The organism is Yoonia sp. 67-2 (assembly GCF_035117555.1).
Classification (GTDB): Bacteria; Pseudomonadota; Alphaproteobacteria; order Rhodobacterales; family Rhodobacteraceae; genus Yoonia.
This window is the reverse complement of record NZ_JAYKPK010000001.1, coordinates 353,346-368,861: the sequence shown is the minus strand read 5'-3', so window position 1 is coordinate 368,861 and position 15,516 is coordinate 353,346. Positions and strand designations below refer to the sequence as shown.

General features: G+C 60.2%; 19 protein-coding genes and 1 tRNA gene. 12 read left to right on the top strand and 8 right to left on the bottom strand.

What is annotated here, in order from left to right:
• Positions 1 to 6: 6 nt before the first annotated feature.
• From VOY09_RS01905 to VOY09_RS01890, 4 genes are read right to left on the bottom strand one after another with little or no spacing between them, the layout of a single operon-like run.
• A complete protein-coding gene (locus VOY09_RS01905; RefSeq protein WP_322892574.1) occupies positions 7 to 453 on the bottom strand; it encodes a DUF1499 domain-containing protein in 447 nt (148 codons plus the stop codon).
• A complete protein-coding gene (speB, locus tag VOY09_RS01900) occupies positions 450 to 1,391 on the bottom strand; it encodes an agmatinase (RefSeq protein ID WP_322892575.1) in 942 nt (313 codons plus the stop codon). Before speB (VOY09_RS01900) ends, VOY09_RS01905 begins: the two co-directional genes overlap by 4 nt.
• A complete protein-coding gene (gene speB / locus VOY09_RS01895; RefSeq protein WP_322892576.1) occupies positions 1,391 to 2,359 on the bottom strand; it encodes an agmatinase in 969 nt (322 codons plus the stop codon). The genes speB (VOY09_RS01900) and speB (VOY09_RS01895) overlap by 1 nt, the downstream gene beginning before the upstream one ends.
• A 51-nt stretch (positions 2,360 to 2,410) precedes the next feature.
• Entirely contained in the window at positions 2,411 to 3,568 is a 1,158-nt protein-coding gene (locus VOY09_RS01890) for a M20 aminoacylase family protein (protein ID WP_322892577.1), read from the bottom strand.
• Positions 3,569 to 3,629: 61 nt separating this feature from the next.
• Here VOY09_RS01890 and mazG point away from each other — a divergent pair, with 61 nt between their 5' ends.
• From mazG to VOY09_RS01875, 3 genes are all read left to right on the top strand, one after another.
• Positions 3,630 to 4,460, top strand: a complete 831-nt coding sequence (gene mazG / locus VOY09_RS01885; RefSeq protein WP_322892578.1) for a nucleoside triphosphate pyrophosphohydrolase — start codon at positions 3,630 to 3,632, stop codon at positions 4,458 to 4,460.
• Positions 4,461 to 4,529: 69 nt separating this feature from the next.
• Complete coding sequence (locus VOY09_RS01880; protein ID WP_322892579.1) at positions 4,530 to 5,534, top strand: Fe(3+) ABC transporter substrate-binding protein; 1,005 nt, start codon at positions 4,530 to 4,532, stop codon at positions 5,532 to 5,534.
• 123 nt (positions 5,535 to 5,657) lie between these two features.
• Entirely contained in the window at positions 5,658 to 6,374 is a 717-nt protein-coding gene (locus tag VOY09_RS01875) for an SDR family NAD(P)-dependent oxidoreductase (protein ID WP_322892580.1), read from the top strand.
• On the opposite strand, the gene VOY09_RS01870 is transcribed toward VOY09_RS01875, so the two are convergent.
• Positions 6,375 to 8,183, bottom strand: coding sequence for an ABC-F family ATP-binding cassette domain-containing protein (locus VOY09_RS01870; RefSeq protein ID WP_322892581.1), 1,809 nt, complete (start codon positions 8,181 to 8,183; stop codon positions 6,375 to 6,377).
• Positions 8,184 to 8,225: 42 nt separating this feature from the next.
• Positions 8,226 to 8,945, bottom strand: a complete 720-nt coding sequence (locus tag VOY09_RS01865) for a GNAT family N-acetyltransferase (protein WP_322892582.1) — start codon at positions 8,943 to 8,945, stop codon at positions 8,226 to 8,228.
• Positions 8,946 to 9,015: 70 nt separating this feature from the next.
• Between VOY09_RS01865 and msrB the strand changes: the two genes are divergently transcribed.
• Positions 9,016 to 9,408 (top strand): peptide-methionine (R)-S-oxide reductase MsrB, encoded by a 393-nt coding sequence (gene msrB / locus VOY09_RS01860; RefSeq protein WP_322892583.1) that lies wholly within the window; start codon positions 9,016 to 9,018, stop codon positions 9,406 to 9,408.
• Here the strand turns inward: msrB and VOY09_RS01855 are convergent.
• Positions 9,405 to 9,884, bottom strand: a complete 480-nt coding sequence (locus VOY09_RS01855) for an outer membrane protein assembly factor BamE (RefSeq protein ID WP_322892584.1) — start codon at positions 9,882 to 9,884, stop codon at positions 9,405 to 9,407. The genes msrB and VOY09_RS01855 overlap by 4 nt on opposite strands.
• 71 nt (positions 9,885 to 9,955) lie before the next feature.
• Between VOY09_RS01855 and VOY09_RS01850 the strand changes: the two genes are divergently transcribed.
• The 8 genes from VOY09_RS01850 to VOY09_RS01815 all read left to right on the top strand — a co-directional run bounded on the left by VOY09_RS01850 (position 9,956) and on the right by VOY09_RS01815 (position 15,347).
• A complete protein-coding gene (locus tag VOY09_RS01850; protein WP_322892585.1) occupies positions 9,956 to 10,513 on the top strand; it encodes a DUF177 domain-containing protein in 558 nt (185 codons plus the stop codon).
• Between the two features lie 233 nt (positions 10,514 to 10,746).
• Positions 10,747 to 10,953 carry a 50S ribosomal protein L32 gene (rpmF, locus tag VOY09_RS01845; protein ID WP_322892586.1) on the top strand — a complete coding sequence of 69 codons (207 nt, stop codon included), beginning with the start codon at positions 10,747 to 10,749 and terminating at the stop codon, positions 10,951 to 10,953.
• A 23-nt stretch (positions 10,954 to 10,976) separates the two neighbouring features.
• A complete protein-coding gene (gene plsX, locus VOY09_RS01840) occupies positions 10,977 to 12,089 on the top strand; it encodes a phosphate acyltransferase PlsX (RefSeq protein ID WP_322892587.1) in 1,113 nt (370 codons plus the stop codon).
• 2 nt (positions 12,090 to 12,091) lie between these two features.
• Entirely contained in the window at positions 12,092 to 13,063 is a 972-nt protein-coding gene (locus VOY09_RS01835; protein WP_322892588.1) for a beta-ketoacyl-ACP synthase III, read from the top strand.
• A gap of 98 nt (positions 13,064 to 13,161) precedes the next feature.
• Positions 13,162 to 13,464 (top strand): integration host factor subunit alpha, encoded by a 303-nt coding sequence (ihfA, locus tag VOY09_RS01830; RefSeq protein WP_322892589.1) that lies wholly within the window; start codon positions 13,162 to 13,164, stop codon positions 13,462 to 13,464.
• 3 nt (positions 13,465 to 13,467) lie between these two features.
• Complete coding sequence (locus tag VOY09_RS01825; protein ID WP_322892590.1) at positions 13,468 to 13,971, top strand: MerR family transcriptional regulator; 504 nt, start codon at positions 13,468 to 13,470, stop codon at positions 13,969 to 13,971.
• A gap of 143 nt (positions 13,972 to 14,114) precedes the next feature.
• Positions 14,115 to 14,191, top strand: a tRNA-Pro gene (locus tag VOY09_RS01820).
• A gap of 61 nt (positions 14,192 to 14,252) precedes the next feature.
• Positions 14,253 to 15,347, top strand: a complete 1,095-nt coding sequence (locus VOY09_RS01815) for a 2'-deoxycytidine 5'-triphosphate deaminase (RefSeq protein WP_322892591.1) — start codon at positions 14,253 to 14,255, stop codon at positions 15,345 to 15,347.
• On the opposite strand, the gene VOY09_RS01810 is transcribed toward VOY09_RS01815, so the two are convergent.
• Positions 15,325 to 15,492: a hypothetical protein gene (locus tag VOY09_RS01810; protein ID WP_322892592.1), complete on the bottom strand. Its 168-nt coding sequence runs from the start codon at positions 15,490 to 15,492 to the stop codon at positions 15,325 to 15,327. The two genes, VOY09_RS01815 and VOY09_RS01810, sit on opposite strands and share 23 nt — an antisense overlap.
• Positions 15,493 to 15,516 lie beyond the last annotated feature (24 nt).

The window sequence follows — 15,516 nt, the reverse complement described above, 5'->3', positions numbered from 1 at the left end:
GGCCGATCAGCGGGGAACAATCAAGGGGCCAAGCTGGGTCAGCCAATCCTGCACACGTGCACGGTTCACGCCCATATCGGAACCGCCAAAGCGCAAGCGGCCATAGATCACCAGCAGATCGCCCTGCACGGCCACCGTGGTGTGATCCGGAAACCCCCAGATCTGCGAGCGGGTCTGATAAGTTATCATCCCCTCGCCTACATCCCCCGCAATCCGCGTCGTGCGGGGCGTGGCCAGCGCGATACGGTCCAGTGCTGCCAACACTTCGCCTGCATCGCCGTTGATCCGGCGCGCCGCACGAAACCCGCCCGCCTCGGCCAGATCGCCGGGGCTGTCGACCTGCGCCAATTGATGCCAGCGCGCGACATCCGTGGGGGCGAGGCGGACATAGGCCATAGTCCCTAAAACCAGCAGCGCCAGAATGGCGACGATATAGATCAGCATATCCATCATCGATACAGCACCCCCGGCAGGATCGACAGCATCTCGAACATCAGGTTCGCCCCTGTCAGCGCGGTATTGCCCGACAGGTCATAGGGCGGCGATACCTCCACCAGATCGCAGCCGACGATATTCAGCCCGCGCAGCCCCCGGATCAGTTCCATCGCCTGCGGCGTGGTCAGCCCGCCAATCTCCGGCGTGCCGGTTCCGGGGGCATAGGCGGGGTCAAGGCTGTCGATATCATAGGTGATGTAACAAGGCTGATCACCGATCTGCGCCTTGATCTCTGCCGCCAAGGGCAACAGCGATTTATGCCACAGATCAGGGGCCAGATATTGGTTGAACCCCCAGCCCGCAGCCTCAGTAAAGTCATCCGCGGTGTAGCCGGTGCCGCGCAGCCCGATCTGAAAGACCTTATCGGCAGTGATGATCCCTTCCTCATAGGCGCGGCGGAAGACGGTGCCATGGGTCTCGCGTTCACCGAACATCTCGTCATTCACATCGGCATGGGCATCGACATGGACCAGCGCGACCGGCCCGTGCTTGCCCGCTACCGCGCGCAGCACCGGCAAGGTCAGCGTATGGTCGCCGCCCAAAGTCATCGGGATAAAGTCATGCTTGAGGTGTGCTGCGTAAGTCTCTGTAATAATGCGGATCGTATCGGACAGGCTGAACGTATTGACCGGCACATCGCCGAGATCGGCACATTGCAGCGCATCGAAAGGTGCCGCCCCGGTCTGGATATTATAGGGCCGGATCATCGCCGATTGTTCGCGCAATTGCTTTGGTCCCATCCTTGTGCCGGACCGCCATGACGTGCCGATATCCATCGGGATGCCGATAAAGCCCACATCAAGCCCCGCAGCGCTGTCCACCTGCGGCAGGCGCATAAAGCTTTGCGGCCCCGAAAACCGGGCTAGGTCATTGCCGCTGATCGGTTGATTTGGCATCATTTATTCCTTTTGTTCCAAAGCGCTAAACAGCATAATTCCATCGCCACATGCGCGCCTGCAATCGCCGTGGCCCCTGTGGTGTCATAGGGCGGCGAGACTTCGACAATGTCGCCGCCAACCATGTTGATCCCCGCCAGATCGCGCAGCATTGCCGCCGCCTGCCAAGACGCTAACCCACCCCAGACCGGCGTGCCTGTGCCGGGGGCAAAGGCCGGGTCCAGCGCGTCGATATCGAAGGTGACATAGGTCGGATGATCGCCGACAATCTTGCGCACCTCCGCCGCCACATCCGCAGAACCGCGTTCATGACAGGCGCGCGCATCGATATAGCGCATCCCAAGATAATCATCGCATTCGGTGCGGATACCGATCTGGATCGACCGCGTCGGATCAACCAGCCCCAGCTTCACCGCCTTATACATGAAGGTGCCGTGATCGATCCGCGCCATATCATCATCAGCCCAAAGGTCCGAATGCGCATCGAACTGGATCACCGACAGCGGGCCGTATTTCTCCGCATAGGCCCGCAAAATCGGCAAGGTGATAAAGTGATCCCCACCAAGCGTGACCGTCCCCGGCCCCGCCGCCAGAATGCCCGCAATATGCGCCTGCACCAGATCCGGCACACCGGCGACATTGGCGTAATCAAAGGCCATATCGCCATAATCCACGATGGCGAATTCCGACAAAGGATCAAACCCGTCCCAGCCATAGGGCGGGTCATAGGGTTGCAGGCAAGACGCCTCGCGGATCGCGCGCGGCCCGAACCGCGTACCGGGGCGGTGCGTCACCGCCTGATCGAAGGGCACGCCGGTCACAACCAGATCGACGCCCGTCAGATCCTTGGTATAGGCGCGGCGCAGAAACGATGTCGCGCCGCCAAAAGCATTCTCAAACGCCAGCCCGCGCCGGTCCTTGCGGGTAAACGCCAGATCGACCTGCCCTTTTGCATCCTCTAACGCCATCTTCCTACCTTCTTTTTTCCAAAAATACTCCCGCCGGAGGCTTGAAAGTTTCTATCCCACCGGCAAAGCACGCTCAACGATCCGGGCAAAGAACGACGCCCCGACGGGCGCGCCCGCATCATCGAAATCGTACGCCGGGTGATGCAAACCTGCGGTATCGCCATTGCCGACGAACAGATAGGCCCCCGGACGTTCATTGAGCATATAGGCGAAATCCTCGGCGCCCATTTCGGGCTTGGCATCGTCGACGACATTGCCCGAGACTTCCCGCGCCACCTCCGCCGCAAAGGCGGTCTTATCCGTATCATTGATCGTCGCCGGATAGCCGATCTCATAATCAAGCTCTGCCGTCACGCCGTAAGATGCCGCCTGCCCCGCGACAATCTCTGCCAGCCGTTTCTTGACCATAGCCTGCACCGCAGGATCAAAGGTGCGCACCGTGCCATTGATATAGCCTGTATCAGGTATCACATTATCCGCCGATCCGGTGTGAAGCTGCGTGACCGAGACGACCAGTTCCTGCAAAGCATAATGATTGCGGCTGACAATCGTCTGGATGGCCGTCGCGATGCCCAGCACCGCGACCACCGGATCGGCGGTTTCATGCGGCATCGCGCCATGGCCACCGCGGCCTTTGACATGGATATGGAATGTATCCACCGCCGCCATGATCGGGCCGGGCGCGGTGTAAAAGGCCCCGACCGCCGTGCCGGGGGCATTATGCAGGGCATAGACCTCTGCAATGTCAAAGCGGTCAAGGATACCTTCCTGCACCATCACTTCAGCACCGCCGCCGCCTTCTTCGGCAGGCTGAAAGATCAGCGCCACGCGGCCTGCGAAATTGCGGGTCTCGGCCAGATATTTCGCAGCCCCCAGCAGCATCGTCGTATGCCCGTCATGGCCGCAGGCATGCATCGCGCCCGGTGTTTTCGAGACGTAATCGAGCCCCGTCACCTCCTCCATCGGCAAAGCATCCATATCGGCGCGCAGGCCAATCGTGCGGCCCTTGCCCTGCCCGTTAATGATCGCGACGATCCCGCTGGTGGCGATGCCTTCGTGGATTTCATCCACGCCAAAGGCGCGCAATTTCTCCACCACAAAAGCCGCCGTTTCATGGCAATCGAATCGCAATTCGGGATGGGCATGCAAATGCCTGCGCCAGCCTGTCATTTCTTCGGCATAATCGGCGATACGGTTGATAACGGGCATGGCTGGAACTTTCTGTGACTTCGCAATAGGGTCAGTTGATCCCAAGTTGAAGGTGGCTGCAATGGCTGACGACCCCCTGATCCACGACCCGGATGGCGGTATGCCACGCCTGTTGGAAATCATGCGCCGGTTGCGTGATCCTGACACCGGCTGTCCTTGGGATATCGCGCAGGATTTCGGCACAATCGCGCCCTATACGATTGAAGAGGCTTATGAAGTCGCCGATGCCATCGCCCGCACCGACTGGCCCGATCTGGAAGGCGAATTGGGCGATCTGCTGTTGCAGACCGTCTATCACGCGCAGATCGGGGCCGAGGCTGGGCATTTCACCTTTGACTCAGTGGTGAAGAACATCGCTGACAAGATGGTCGCGCGGCATCCGCATGTATTCGGGGATGAAGACCGCGATAAATCCGCCGACCAACAGGTCGCAGATTGGGAAAAGATCAAGGCGGCCGAACGCGCGGGCAAGGCGCAGGGCGGCGTGCTGGACGGTGTTGCCCTGGGCCTGCCGGCGCTGATGCGCGCGGTGAAATTGCAAAAACGCGCGGCGCGTGTTGGGTTTGACTGGCCCGACACATCCCATGTGCTGGACAAGATCATCGAAGAAGCCGATGAACTTGTCGCCGCGCGCGACACGCTGACCCATGCCGAAATCAAGGATGAGATCGGCGATCTGCTCTTCGTGCTCGCCAATCTCGCCCGCCATCTCGATGTCGACCCCGAAGAGGCCCTGCGCGGCACCAACGACAAATTCACCCGGCGGTTCAAAGGGATCGAGGCGGCCCTCGCCGCGCGCGGCAAGACCCCGGCGCAAAGCGATCTGGCCGAAATGGACGCGCTTTGGGAGGCCGAGAAGGTGCTGGAAAAGGCGCGGAAATTCCCTGAGTAAAATATTCAGGTATTGACCGAAGTAAAAGACTCAGGTTTACAGGCGCCAGTTCAACCAAGGAGATATCCCATGAACCTGCGCAATATTCTTTTGGCGACCACCTGTGCGGCCATCGCTGGCCCGGCCATCGCTGATGTCAATATCTACACCACCCGTCAGCCAGAGCTGATCCAGCCGGTCATGGACGCCTTCACCGCAGAAACCGGTATCGCCGTGAACCTCGCCTTTGTCGAAGATGGTCTGGTCGAACGCCTGACCGCCGAAGGCGCGCGTTCGCCCGCCGATCTGGTGATGACAGTGGATATCGCGAACCTCAAACAGATCGTGGATGCCGGTGTGGTCCAAGCTGTCGAAAGCGACGTGCTGACCGAAGCCGTGCCTGCCGAACTGCGCTCTGACGAAAACCTGTGGTTCGGTCTGACCACACGGGCGCGGGTTGTCTATGCCTCAAACGAGCGTGTCGCCGATGGCGAAGTCACTACCTACGAGGATCTGACCAGTGACAAATGGGCCGGCCGCATCTGTTCGCGCTCGGGTCTGAACAATTACAACCTCGCCCTGCTGTCCGCCGTGATCGCGCATAAAGGCGAAGATGGCGCGCGCGAATGGGCCGCTGGCATCCGCGAAAACCTGGCCCGCAAGCCCGAAGGCAATGACCGCGCGCAGGTCCGGGCGATCTGGGCCGGGGAATGCGATATTTCGCTGACCAATACCTATTACATGGGCGCGATGCTGGCCGATCCTGAGCAGCAGGAATGGGCCAATTCCGTGCGCATCATCTTCCCGACCTTCGAAGATGGCGGCACCCATGTGAACGTCTCTGGCGTAGCGATGACCAATGCCGCGCCGAACCGTGACGAAGCTCTGCAATTGATGGAATTTCTTGTCTCGCCAGAGGCGCAGGGAATCTATGCCGAGCTGAACAATGAATATCCTGTGCTGGACAGTGTCGCGCCCTCCGAACTGGTCGCAAGCTGGGGTGAATTCACACCTGACAGCGTCGATCTGAACGAATTGGCGACACATCGTCCCGCCGCCGTGCGGATCATGGAAGAAGTCAACTTCGACGGCTAAAGCCGCCGATCAAGGCGGGGGGCTGTCGGCCCCCCGCACCCCCCCGAGGATATTTTTACTCGGACGATAGGGATAGTGTTTTTCTTTCCGTAGGGCAATTCTGGTACGGCAGGGAGGAAAATGATGGATATTTCAACAGCAGTGGCGATGATCACCGGCGGCGCATCAGGTCTGGGTGCGGCGACGGCGCAGGCGTTTTTGGCCGCAGGCGCGCGGGTGATGATCTTTGATCGTGACGCGCAGGGCGCTGATTTCGCGCAGGACATCGGTGCCGGGTTTGCCGAGGTCGATGTCACCGATGAAGCCAGCGTTGCCGCCGGTCTGGCGCAGGTCGAGGGCCTGAATGTCGTGGTGAATTGCGCCGGTATCGTCATCAGCGAAAAAACCCTTGGCCGCGACGGGCCGCATCAGCAAAGCAGCTTTGCCCGCACTGTCGATATCAACCTGTGTGGCACGTTCAACGTGGCACGGCTGGCCGCGGCACGGATGGCGCAGGGCGGTGTGATCATCAACACAGCCTCGGTCGCGGCGTTTGAAGGGCAAAAGGGGCAAGCGGCCTATGCCGCCTCCAAGGCCGGGATCGCCGGGCTGTCGCTGCCGATGGCGCGCGATCTGGCACGTGCGGGGATCCGGGTGATGGCGATTGCGCCGGGGATTTTCCGCACGCCGATGCTGGAATCATTGGGTGAAGAGGTGATGGCAGGTCTGGCCAAGGATGTGATCTATCCCGCACGGCTGGGCGATCCGGCAGAATTTGCCGCCCTCGCGCGGTTTATCGTCGAATGCGATTACCTCAACGGCACCACGATCCGGCTGGATGGTGGCTTGCGGATGCCATGATCAGCCGGCGGCTTTTTCTTCCAGGGCCAGCCATTCATCTTCGGCATCGGATAATTGCATCTGCCGGGCGACCAAAGCATCGCTGGCCTTTGCAAATTTCACCGGATTGTCGGTGAACAATGCCGGATCGGCGAGCAATTCTTCCAATTTGCCGATCTCCGCCGTCAATGTGGCTATCACGCCCGGCAGCGCCTCAAGCCGGTGTTTTTCAGTGAAGGACAGACCGCCGGTGGATTTCTTTTCCACCGGTTTGTCTTTCTTTGCCAATGGCTTGGTCGCTGTGGCAGATTCGGTGAAATCACCACCCCGTTGGTCGCGGTAATCCGACCAGCCACCGGGATAGACCACGGCCTGACCATTGCCTTCCATCGCGATGGTCGTCGTTGCCACCCGGTCGAGGAAATCGCGGTCGTGGCTGACCAGCAGCACGGTGCCATCGTAATCGCCCAGGATATCCTGCAACAGATCCAGCGTTTCGATGTCCAGATCGTTTGTCGGTTCGTCCAGCACCAGCAAATTGCTTTCGCGCGCCATCAGACGCGCCAGCAGCAGCCGGGCCTTTTCACCGCCCGACAGCGACCTGACCGGCGCGCGGGCCTGTGCCTCGTCGAACAGGAATTCCTTGAGGTAGCCGACAACATGTTTCGGCACACCCCGCACCATGATCTGGTCGGATTTGCCGGATACACCCAGTTCGGGATCAGAGGCGAGGTTTTCCCACAGCGTCATATCTTGGTTCAGCGCCGCGCGTGACTGGTCGAACACCGCGATATCGAGCTTTGTGCCCAGTTTCACCTCACCCGCGTCAGGTGCCACCTGCCCCAGCAGCATCTTGATCAGCGTTGTCTTGCCCACGCCATTGGGCCCGACAAAGGCGATCCTGTCGCCGCGTTGCACGGTCAAATCCAGCCCTTGGACGATGGTCTTGCCGTCAAAGGCCTTGGTCAGCCCGAAACATTCCATCACCTTGCGGCCAGAGGTTGATCCCCCCTCAAACGCCATCGCCGCCGTGCCCTGGCGACGGATTTGTCCTGCCTTTTCAGCACGCAGATCCTGCAAGGCCCGCAAACGCCCTTGGTTCCGGGTACGGCGGGCGGAAATGCCTTCAACGGCCCAACGCGCCTCTGCCTTGATCTTGCGGTTCAGTTTATGGCGCTGCTGGTCTTCGTCTTCCCAGATCTTGTCGCGCCATTCCTCAAACGCATCAAACCCCTGTTCGGCGCGGCGCACAGCGCCCCGGTCAATCCAGAGCGTGGCACGGGTCAGTGCCCGCAGGAACGCCCGGTCGTGGCTGATCAGCACAAAGGCGGCACGGGTCTGTTTCAATTCATTCTCAAGCCAGGCGATGGCTTCAATATCCAGATGGTTGGTGGGCTCGTCCAGCAGCATCAATTCGGGCGCTTCGGCCATCAGTTTGGCCAATGCCGCGCGGCGACGTTCGCCACCCGATGCGGTGGCAACAGCCCCTTCGGGATCGAATTTCAACCCTTCGGCAACCATATCGACCTTATAGGCTTCCTCTGGCGGCAGGCCACTGGCGGCATATTCGCCCAATGTGGTGAACCCGTCCATCGTCGGGTCCTGTTCCATATAGCCGACCTGAACGCCCGGAGATGCGACCCGTGTGCCGCTGTCGGCCTGCACGAGGCCTGCCATGACCTTCATCAAGGTCGATTTTCCTGATCCGTTGCGCCCGACCAAGGCGACACGGTCGCCGGGTTGAACGACCAGAGACAGGTCAGCAAAAACAGGATCGCCGCCGAACGTCAGCGCGATATCGGAAATCTGGAGAAGGGGTGCACGTGCCATGCCCGCCTGCTATTGCGTGCCACGCACCAGCGCAAGGGGTTTTCAGCCCGCCCCCATCACCGCGCGCAAGGCTTTCGCGCGCGCAGGCGGGACAGCGGCGATATCGACACAGGTAAAGACATGAAACGTGTTCATCTGCCGGTCGATCACCGCATGATCGCTGACCCAGCCGCCCATCGCCAGATAGGACCGCAACAGCGACGGCAACGGTGCTGTGCCGCGCCCTGTGGCATCGCACAGGCGCACCACCTCGCCCGCTTTGACACCGGGGCGCAAATGCTCCGGCCCGATATGTTGCGCGGCGAGTTTCGCCAGCGCCAGACCGTAAATCTCCGGGTCGGTCCCGGCAAAGCTGGTGCAGCCAAACAAAACCTGCACGCCTTGATCATCGACGATCTGCGTCAGCGCCCCCCAGGCCGCACGCACGACATCGGCATCCTGCACATCGGGCGCGATGCAGAATCGCCCCAGTTCCAGCGACGGCCCCGCCTGCCCCGCCAATCGGGCAAGATCGTAATATTGCGCGGCATAACATTGCGACAGCGACGCTGCATCCGGCACCAGCAGCATCCTTGCTGCGGCGATCAACCGGCCTTTGCCATCCTCGATCATCAGATGCTGGCAGCGCGGGTCGAAATCATCGCGATCCAGCCCCGGCTTGCCAAAGAAACACAGATGCCGCAGCGCCTGACAAGCGGCCATATCCGCACCGTCCGCACCGATCCGCGCGCGATACCGTCCGAACTGCATCGTAATTGTCATAGCATCCTGCCTTGGCGACGTGCTTAAGGCACCCTAGATCAAGCGTAAGATTAGGAAAAGGAATATAGCGATGGATAAAATCATCAAGTCAGACGCCGAATGGCGCGCACAACTTTCGGACCTGGCCTATAAGGTCACCCGCAAACATGGCACCGAACGGGCGGGCAGCCACGAGGATTTCCCCAAGGACCCCGGCACCTATATGTGTGTCTGCTGCGGTGCGCCCTTGTTCGACCAAAGCACCAAATTCGAAAGCGGCACCGGCTGGCCGTCTTTCTTTGCGCCGCTGGATGAAACGGCCGTGGGTGAAACCATCGACCGCAGTTTCTTCATGAAACGCACAGAGGTGCATTGCGCCCGCTGTGACGCGCATCTGGGGCATGTCTTCCCCGATGGTCCCGCCCCCACCGGCCTGCGTTATTGCCTGAACGGTGTCGCGCTGACCTTCGAGCCGGCTGATTAAAAATCGCTGTCATCGCTGCCGTCGCCCAACAGGGCGCCGGCATCGATCCGCCCGAAGGACCCCAGCAATTGCGCCAAAGCGCCGACATTGCGGATACCGTCATCGGTCACACGGCGGTCAAGATTGACGATCTGACCGTCCTCCAACCCATAGCGGTTGATCCCGCTGACGCGGTCGCTGCTGTCAAAATCGATAGCCAGAACACTGCGGTCCACTTCGCGCGGGGCAAGAAGGCCGGTATGCACGAACTGGCTGGACACATAGTAAATCGTATCCGACGCGACACCCCCATCAGATGTCGGCGGGCCGAACAGGGTAACGACATCATTGCGGGTCGTTTGCCCGACCTGAACTTGGGCGATTTCACGCGCATCAGGGGTAAAGCCGTGAAATCGGGTGATCGGTGAACAGGCCGAAACCGCCACAAATGCCAGAACAATGCCGCAGGCGCGCAATTTACCGGTCGTATAGATCATAGGAACGCCCCTTGCTTTGGCATCTGATGCCTTTTATCCCCCCCTACATCACCGCCCGCCCCTGATCAAGAATGGAAGCACCCTTGCCCCCGATCCCGCACTCACCTTTGCGTTTGGCCGATCTTGTCGCCAGCCGTGGCACCGAATTTGCGCTGACACCGGATACGGGCGCGCGCAGCGCCATCGCGGATGCCTTGGGAATCACCGGGATCAAGAAACTGCGCTTTGACGGCAAATTGACACCGCAGGGCAGCAAAGACTGGGTGCTGACAGGTACTTTGGGCGCGACCGTGGTGCAGGACTGCGTTGTCACACTGGCCCCGGTGACGACCCGGCTCGACGAATCCATCACCCGCAGCTATCTGGCCGAAATGCCCGAAGTCTCTGGCACCGAAGTCGAGATGCCCGAGGATGACACGATCGAGCCTCTGCCCGATACAATCGACCTTTACGCTGTGCTGACCGAGGCGCTGGCACTCGCCCTGCCGCTTTATCCACGCGCGGAGGGGGCCGAACTGGGCCAGATCGTCTATACTGAAAAAGGCGTCGCGCCGCTGACGGATGAGGCTGCCCGACCTTTCGCAGGCCTCGGCGCGCTCCGCGACAGTCTGAAAAAGACCGACGATTAAATCACGCCTCTTTCGACATCGTCAGAGTAAAAATATCCCCGCCGGAGGCATCGACGGTGGCGCAGCCGCCGGAAGACCCAAAGGAATCAGGCAAAAGGGGTTGCACTGCGCGCAAATCGCAGTATTTAAGCCGCCTCTTTCACACTGCGTCTCGACAGGGCAGCCAGATTGGCGTAGGACCCCCGACAGATGCACCAATCAGGGCTACGGCCCATTTATCATAGGGTTCCGTTATGGCCGTCCAGCAGAATAAAGTTTCCAAATCCCGCCGCAACAACCGGCGGTCGCACGACTCGCTCGTTGCCGCAAATCCAAACGAATGCGACAACTGCGGTGAGATGAAGCGCCCACACCATGTGTGCCCGTCCTGCGGTCACTACGCGACACGTGAAGTCGTCGCCGCCACGACCGAAGTCGATCTGGACGAAGACGCAGCATAAGCTGCAAAACAGGCATTACAGACATGACCAAAGGCCAGACGAGACCCGTCTCGACATCGGCGAATGTGCTGTCTGTAGATGCCATGGGTGGCGACAAAGGGCCTGCGACTGTGGTTGCGGGCCTTGCCAAGTTCCTCAGCAAAGCACCCGAGGCCCGCGCCATCCTGCATGGCCCCAAGGCCGAGCTGGAACAGCTGATCGCGTCGCATAAGATCGCGGATCGGGTCACGCTGCATGATGCCCCCGATGTCGTGAAAATGTCCGACAAGCCCAGCAATGTGCTGCGGCATGGCAAACAAACCTCGATGTGGTCCGCGATTGACGCGGTCCGTGATGGTCAGGCGGCCGTCTGCGTGTCCTGCGGCAATACCGGCGGGCTGATGGCCCTGTCGATGCTGCGCCTGCGCAAGGCCGAAGGGGTGAATCGCCCGGCGATTGCCTGCCTCTGGCCGTCGCGCAACCCCGCCGGTTTCAACGTGATGCTGGATGCCGGTGCCGATATCCGCGCCGATCACGATGATTTGCTGACCTATGCGCTGATGGGCGCGTCCTATGCGCGCAATGGTCTGGATATCACCCGCCCCCGCGTCGGGTTGCTCAATGTCGGGACCGAAGAACATAAAGGCCGCGCCGAACTCAAGGTCGCGCATGAGCTGATCGCCAAAGCTGCGGAAAAAGGTGATTTTGACTATGTTGGCTTTGTCGAAGGTGGCGATCTGCCCTCCAACAAGGTCGATGTGATCGTCACTGACGGCTTTACCGGCAATGTCGCGCTCAAAACCGGCGAAGGCACGGCCACGCTGATCAGCGAATTGATGCGCGGGGCCTTGATGGGCAATCCTTTGTCAATGCTGGGCGCGCTGCTGGCGCGTGGATCGCTGGGGCGGTTGCGCAAACGGATCGATCCGCGCCGCGTCAATGGCGGGGTTTTCCTTGGCCTCAACCAGACCGTGATCAAAAGCCATGGCTCTGCCGATGCCACCGGCGTCGCGGCGGCGCTGCATCTGGCGTATCGTCTGGGGCAAAGCGGGTTTTCGGACAAACTCGCCGCACGGGTTGCATCCGCCGTGGCACTTGCCCAAGATCAGGCGCAAGACGGTGTGGTAGATCCTGCCGATAACAACACAGGCAAATAAATATGACACGGCGTGCAGTGGTCAAAGGTATCGGGCATTATCTTCCCGAACGTATCGTTCCCAACAGCGAATTCGAAAAGACGCTTGAGACATCGGATGAATGGATCAAGTCCCGCTCTGGCATCGAGCGGCGGCATTTTGCAGCGCCCGAGCAGACGACATCGCAGATGGCGACGCTTGCAGCATTTGCCGCGTTGGATATGGCCGGGATGCAGGGCGATCAGATCGACGCGATCGTGCTGGCCACCTCGACCGCTGATATGACCTTCCCCTCTGCCGCGACCATGGTGCAACATGCGATTGGCAATACAACCGGCTATGCCTTTGATGTGCAAGCGGTTTGTGCCGGTTTCGTCTATGCTTTATCAACCGCCAATGCGCTGATCACCTCGGGTCAGGCCGATACGGTGATGGTCATCGGCGCTGAAACCTTCAGCAAGATCATGGATTGGACCGACCGCTCCACCTGTGTCCTGTTCGGCGATGGCGCTGGCGCGCTGATCCTGTCAGCCGAGGATGGTGACGGCACCACTGCCGACCGTGGCATTCTGTCCACCGATCTCAATTCCGACGGGCGCTACAAGGACCTGCTTTATGTCGATGGCGGTGTGGCCACGCAAAACACCGGCATGCTGCGGATGGAAGGCAAAGAAGTGTTCCGCCATGCTGTCGAAAAACTCGCCGCGACCGCCGATAAAGCCCTGCACAAGGTCGGGCTGACCGCCGATGACGTAGATTGGGTCGTGCCGCATCAGGCCAATATCCGCATCATTCAGGCCACTGCGAAGAAGCTGGGCGTTGAAATGGACCGGGTCGTCGTGACAGTGCAGGATCATGGCAATACCTCTGCCGCGTCGATCCCGCTGGCCCTGTCCGTCGGCGTGCAACGCGGCCAGATCAAAAAAGGCGATCTGGTCGTGACCGAAGCCATCGGCGGCGGCCTTGCCTGGGGCTCGGTCGTGCTGCGCTGGTAGCGATGAAAAGCGCCCAGAACTTGCTTTGCCAAGTCCTTGTTATTGACTCTGAAATTGCCGCACGCCAATGTAGCCACCAAATGGCGCGGGGATGAGGTATGACGGACAAGACGTTGACACGCATGGACCTGGCGGATGCGGTCCATAATGAAGTGGGCCTGTCGCGCAACGACAGCGCCGATCTGGTTGAATCTGTGCTGACGCATATTTCCGATTCGCTGGTCGCCGGGGATACGGTCAAGATTTCCTCGTTTGGCACCTTTTCGGTGCGCGACAAGGCGGCCCGCGTCGGACGCAACCCCAAGACCGGCGAAGAAGTCCCGATCCATCCGCGCCGCGTTCTGACCTTCCGGCCCTCACATCTGATGAAAGATCGTGTCGCCGCCGGGAACAAGTCCTGACCCATGGCAAAAGCCAAAGACGCCTTTCGGACGATCAGCGAAGTCGCTGAATGGCTTGACACGCCCACCCATGTGCTGCGCTTTTGGGAAACCAAATTCAGCCAGATCCGCCCGGTCAAAGGTGCCGGTGGGCGGCGGTATTACCGCCCCAGCGACATGGATTTGTTGGGCGGCATCAAGCAATTGCTGCATGAGGATGGCCTGACCATCAAAGGCACCCAGAAATTGCTGCGCGAAAAAGGCGCCAGATATGTGGCGACCCTCGGCCCGTCAGTGTCGCTGGATGATACACCAGCCGTTGTCGCACCGCCTGTCCGCCCCAAACCGGCACCGCCGAAAGCTGCAGCACCCGCGCAACGCGACATGCCTGTTGATCTGCCCGATGTGCCGGGCCGCCTGATCGGGCGCGCGCCCGTCAAAGCAGATTCTTTGCGGCATCATCTGAAATCGCTGATGCCGCTGGTGGCACGGTTGGAATCGCTGAGCGACCGTCTGCCGCAAAGCTAGGCTTGGCCTTTGCTCCGAAGAACTTTGATGCCTCCGGCGGGGATATGTAGTTGAATTCGCGCTTTTGTGCGATTTCAATGGCTCTGACGATGATGCTTTTCGGGCTTGTTCCTGCCTGTAATTCCAGTATGAACGCCCTCAGTCGGGCTATAGCGCAGCCTGGTAGCGCGTCCGTCTGGGGGACGGAAGGTCGCAGGTTCGAGTCCTGCTAGCCCGACCAACAATCGCCCGCTTGCGTTTTCGCGCAGCGGGCGTTTTGGTATCCAAAAGGGACAATCACCATGCAAAACGGCGTTTTGGCAGATCACCAGATCCGCGATTTGATTGCTGCGGGTGCGATCAGCGCCGCTGCGCCGATTGATGCGGGGCAAATTCAGCCTGCGTCGCTGGATTTGCGACTGGGGACCACCGCCTACCGCGTGCGCGCCTCGTTTCTGGCGGGGCGGGCGCGGACAGTCACCGAACGCCTTGCTGATTTCCAGATGCATGCGATTGACCTGACCGGCGGGGCCGTGCTGGAAAAAGGCTGCGTCTATGTCGTGCCTTTGATGGAAAGCCTCGCCCTGCCCGCTGGCATGACCGGGGCAGCATCGGCGAAATCATCCATCGGGCGGCTGGACCTGCTGACCCGGATCATCACCGATCATGGCGTCGAATTTGACCGGGTGCCTGCGGGATATCACGGCCCGTTGTTTGTTGAGATTTGCCCCCGGTCGTTTTCGGTTGTGGCCCAGCCCGGCCAGATGCTGAACCAGATCATTTTCCGCCACGGCAAGACCATGATGTCGGATGAGGCCCTGCGCGCGCTCCATGCGGTGACGCCCATCGTGTCGGGTGATCCGGTGATTTCTGACGGTCTGGGCTTTTCCGTCGATCTGCGGCCTGCAGAGGGCAATCTTGTCGGCTATCGCGCCAAGCCGCATACCGGGGTTATCGATCTGGCGAAACTGAACTATTACGACCCCGCTGAATTCTGGGAACCCGTCCATACCGATACCGGCTGGATCATCCTTGATCCCGGCGCCTTCTACATCCTCGTCAGCCGCGAATCGATTGTGATCCCGCCGATGCAGGCCGCCGAAATGGCCCCCTATCTCGCGATGGTCGGTGAATTCCGGGTGCATTATGCTGGGTTCTTTGACCCCGGTTTCGGCTATGCCGCCGCCGGTGGAGCCGGATCGCGCGGGGTGCTGGAGGTGCGCTGCCACGAAGCGCCCTTCGTTCTGGAACACGGGCAGGTCGTGGGGCGGCTGGTCTATGAACATATGGCCGCCCTGCCCGAGGCATTATACGGGCAGGCGATAAAATCCAATTATCAAGGACAGGGGTTAAAACTGTCCAAACATTTCAAGACTAGCGGATCACCCGCCGCGTGACCTTGGCCGCTTGTTTGATGTTGGTATCTGTGGGGGCCGCAGTCCGCGGTTTCTGACCAGTTTTTGACGCCATCTGCATGCCTTTGCGCATGGCGACATTCAGCACCTGCCGCACGATCATCGAGATCAATCTATTCATATTCATCGCACCATTCCTTTGCACTCGTCT

Coding starts and splice junctions, on each gene's coding strand:
- VOY09_RS01905 (WP_322892574.1), bottom strand. CDS start 453: ATGATGGATATGCTGATCTATATCGTCGCCATTCTGGCGCTGCTGGTT.
- speB (WP_322892575.1), bottom strand. CDS start 1,391: ATGCCAAATCAACCGATCAGCGGCAATGACCTAGCCCGGTTTTCGGGG.
- speB (WP_322892576.1), bottom strand. CDS start 2,359: ATGGCGTTAGAGGATGCAAAAGGGCAGGTCGATCTGGCGTTTACCCGC.
- VOY09_RS01890 (WP_322892577.1), bottom strand. CDS start 3,568: ATGCCCGTTATCAACCGTATCGCCGATTATGCCGAAGAAATGACAGGC.
- mazG (WP_322892578.1), top strand. CDS start 3,630: ATGGCTGACGACCCCCTGATCCACGACCCGGATGGCGGTATGCCACGC.
- VOY09_RS01880 (WP_322892579.1), top strand. CDS start 4,530: ATGAACCTGCGCAATATTCTTTTGGCGACCACCTGTGCGGCCATCGCT.
- VOY09_RS01875 (WP_322892580.1), top strand. CDS start 5,658: ATGGATATTTCAACAGCAGTGGCGATGATCACCGGCGGCGCATCAGGT.
- VOY09_RS01870 (WP_322892581.1), bottom strand. CDS start 8,183: ATGGCACGTGCACCCCTTCTCCAGATTTCCGATATCGCGCTGACGTTC.
- VOY09_RS01865 (WP_322892582.1), bottom strand. CDS start 8,945: ATGACAATTACGATGCAGTTCGGACGGTATCGCGCGCGGATCGGTGCG.
- msrB (WP_322892583.1), top strand. CDS start 9,016: ATGGATAAAATCATCAAGTCAGACGCCGAATGGCGCGCACAACTTTCG.
- VOY09_RS01855 (WP_322892584.1), bottom strand. CDS start 9,884: ATGATCTATACGACCGGTAAATTGCGCGCCTGCGGCATTGTTCTGGCA.
- VOY09_RS01850 (WP_322892585.1), top strand. CDS start 9,956: ATGGAAGCACCCTTGCCCCCGATCCCGCACTCACCTTTGCGTTTGGCC.
- rpmF (WP_322892586.1), top strand. CDS start 10,747: ATGGCCGTCCAGCAGAATAAAGTTTCCAAATCCCGCCGCAACAACCGG.
- plsX (WP_322892587.1), top strand. CDS start 10,977: ATGACCAAAGGCCAGACGAGACCCGTCTCGACATCGGCGAATGTGCTG.
- VOY09_RS01835 (WP_322892588.1), top strand. CDS start 12,092: ATGACACGGCGTGCAGTGGTCAAAGGTATCGGGCATTATCTTCCCGAA.
- ihfA (WP_322892589.1), top strand. CDS start 13,162: ATGACGGACAAGACGTTGACACGCATGGACCTGGCGGATGCGGTCCAT.
- VOY09_RS01825 (WP_322892590.1), top strand. CDS start 13,468: ATGGCAAAAGCCAAAGACGCCTTTCGGACGATCAGCGAAGTCGCTGAA.
- VOY09_RS01815 (WP_322892591.1), top strand. CDS start 14,253: ATGCAAAACGGCGTTTTGGCAGATCACCAGATCCGCGATTTGATTGCT.
- VOY09_RS01810 (WP_322892592.1), bottom strand. CDS start 15,492: ATGAATATGAATAGATTGATCTCGATGATCGTGCGGCAGGTGCTGAAT.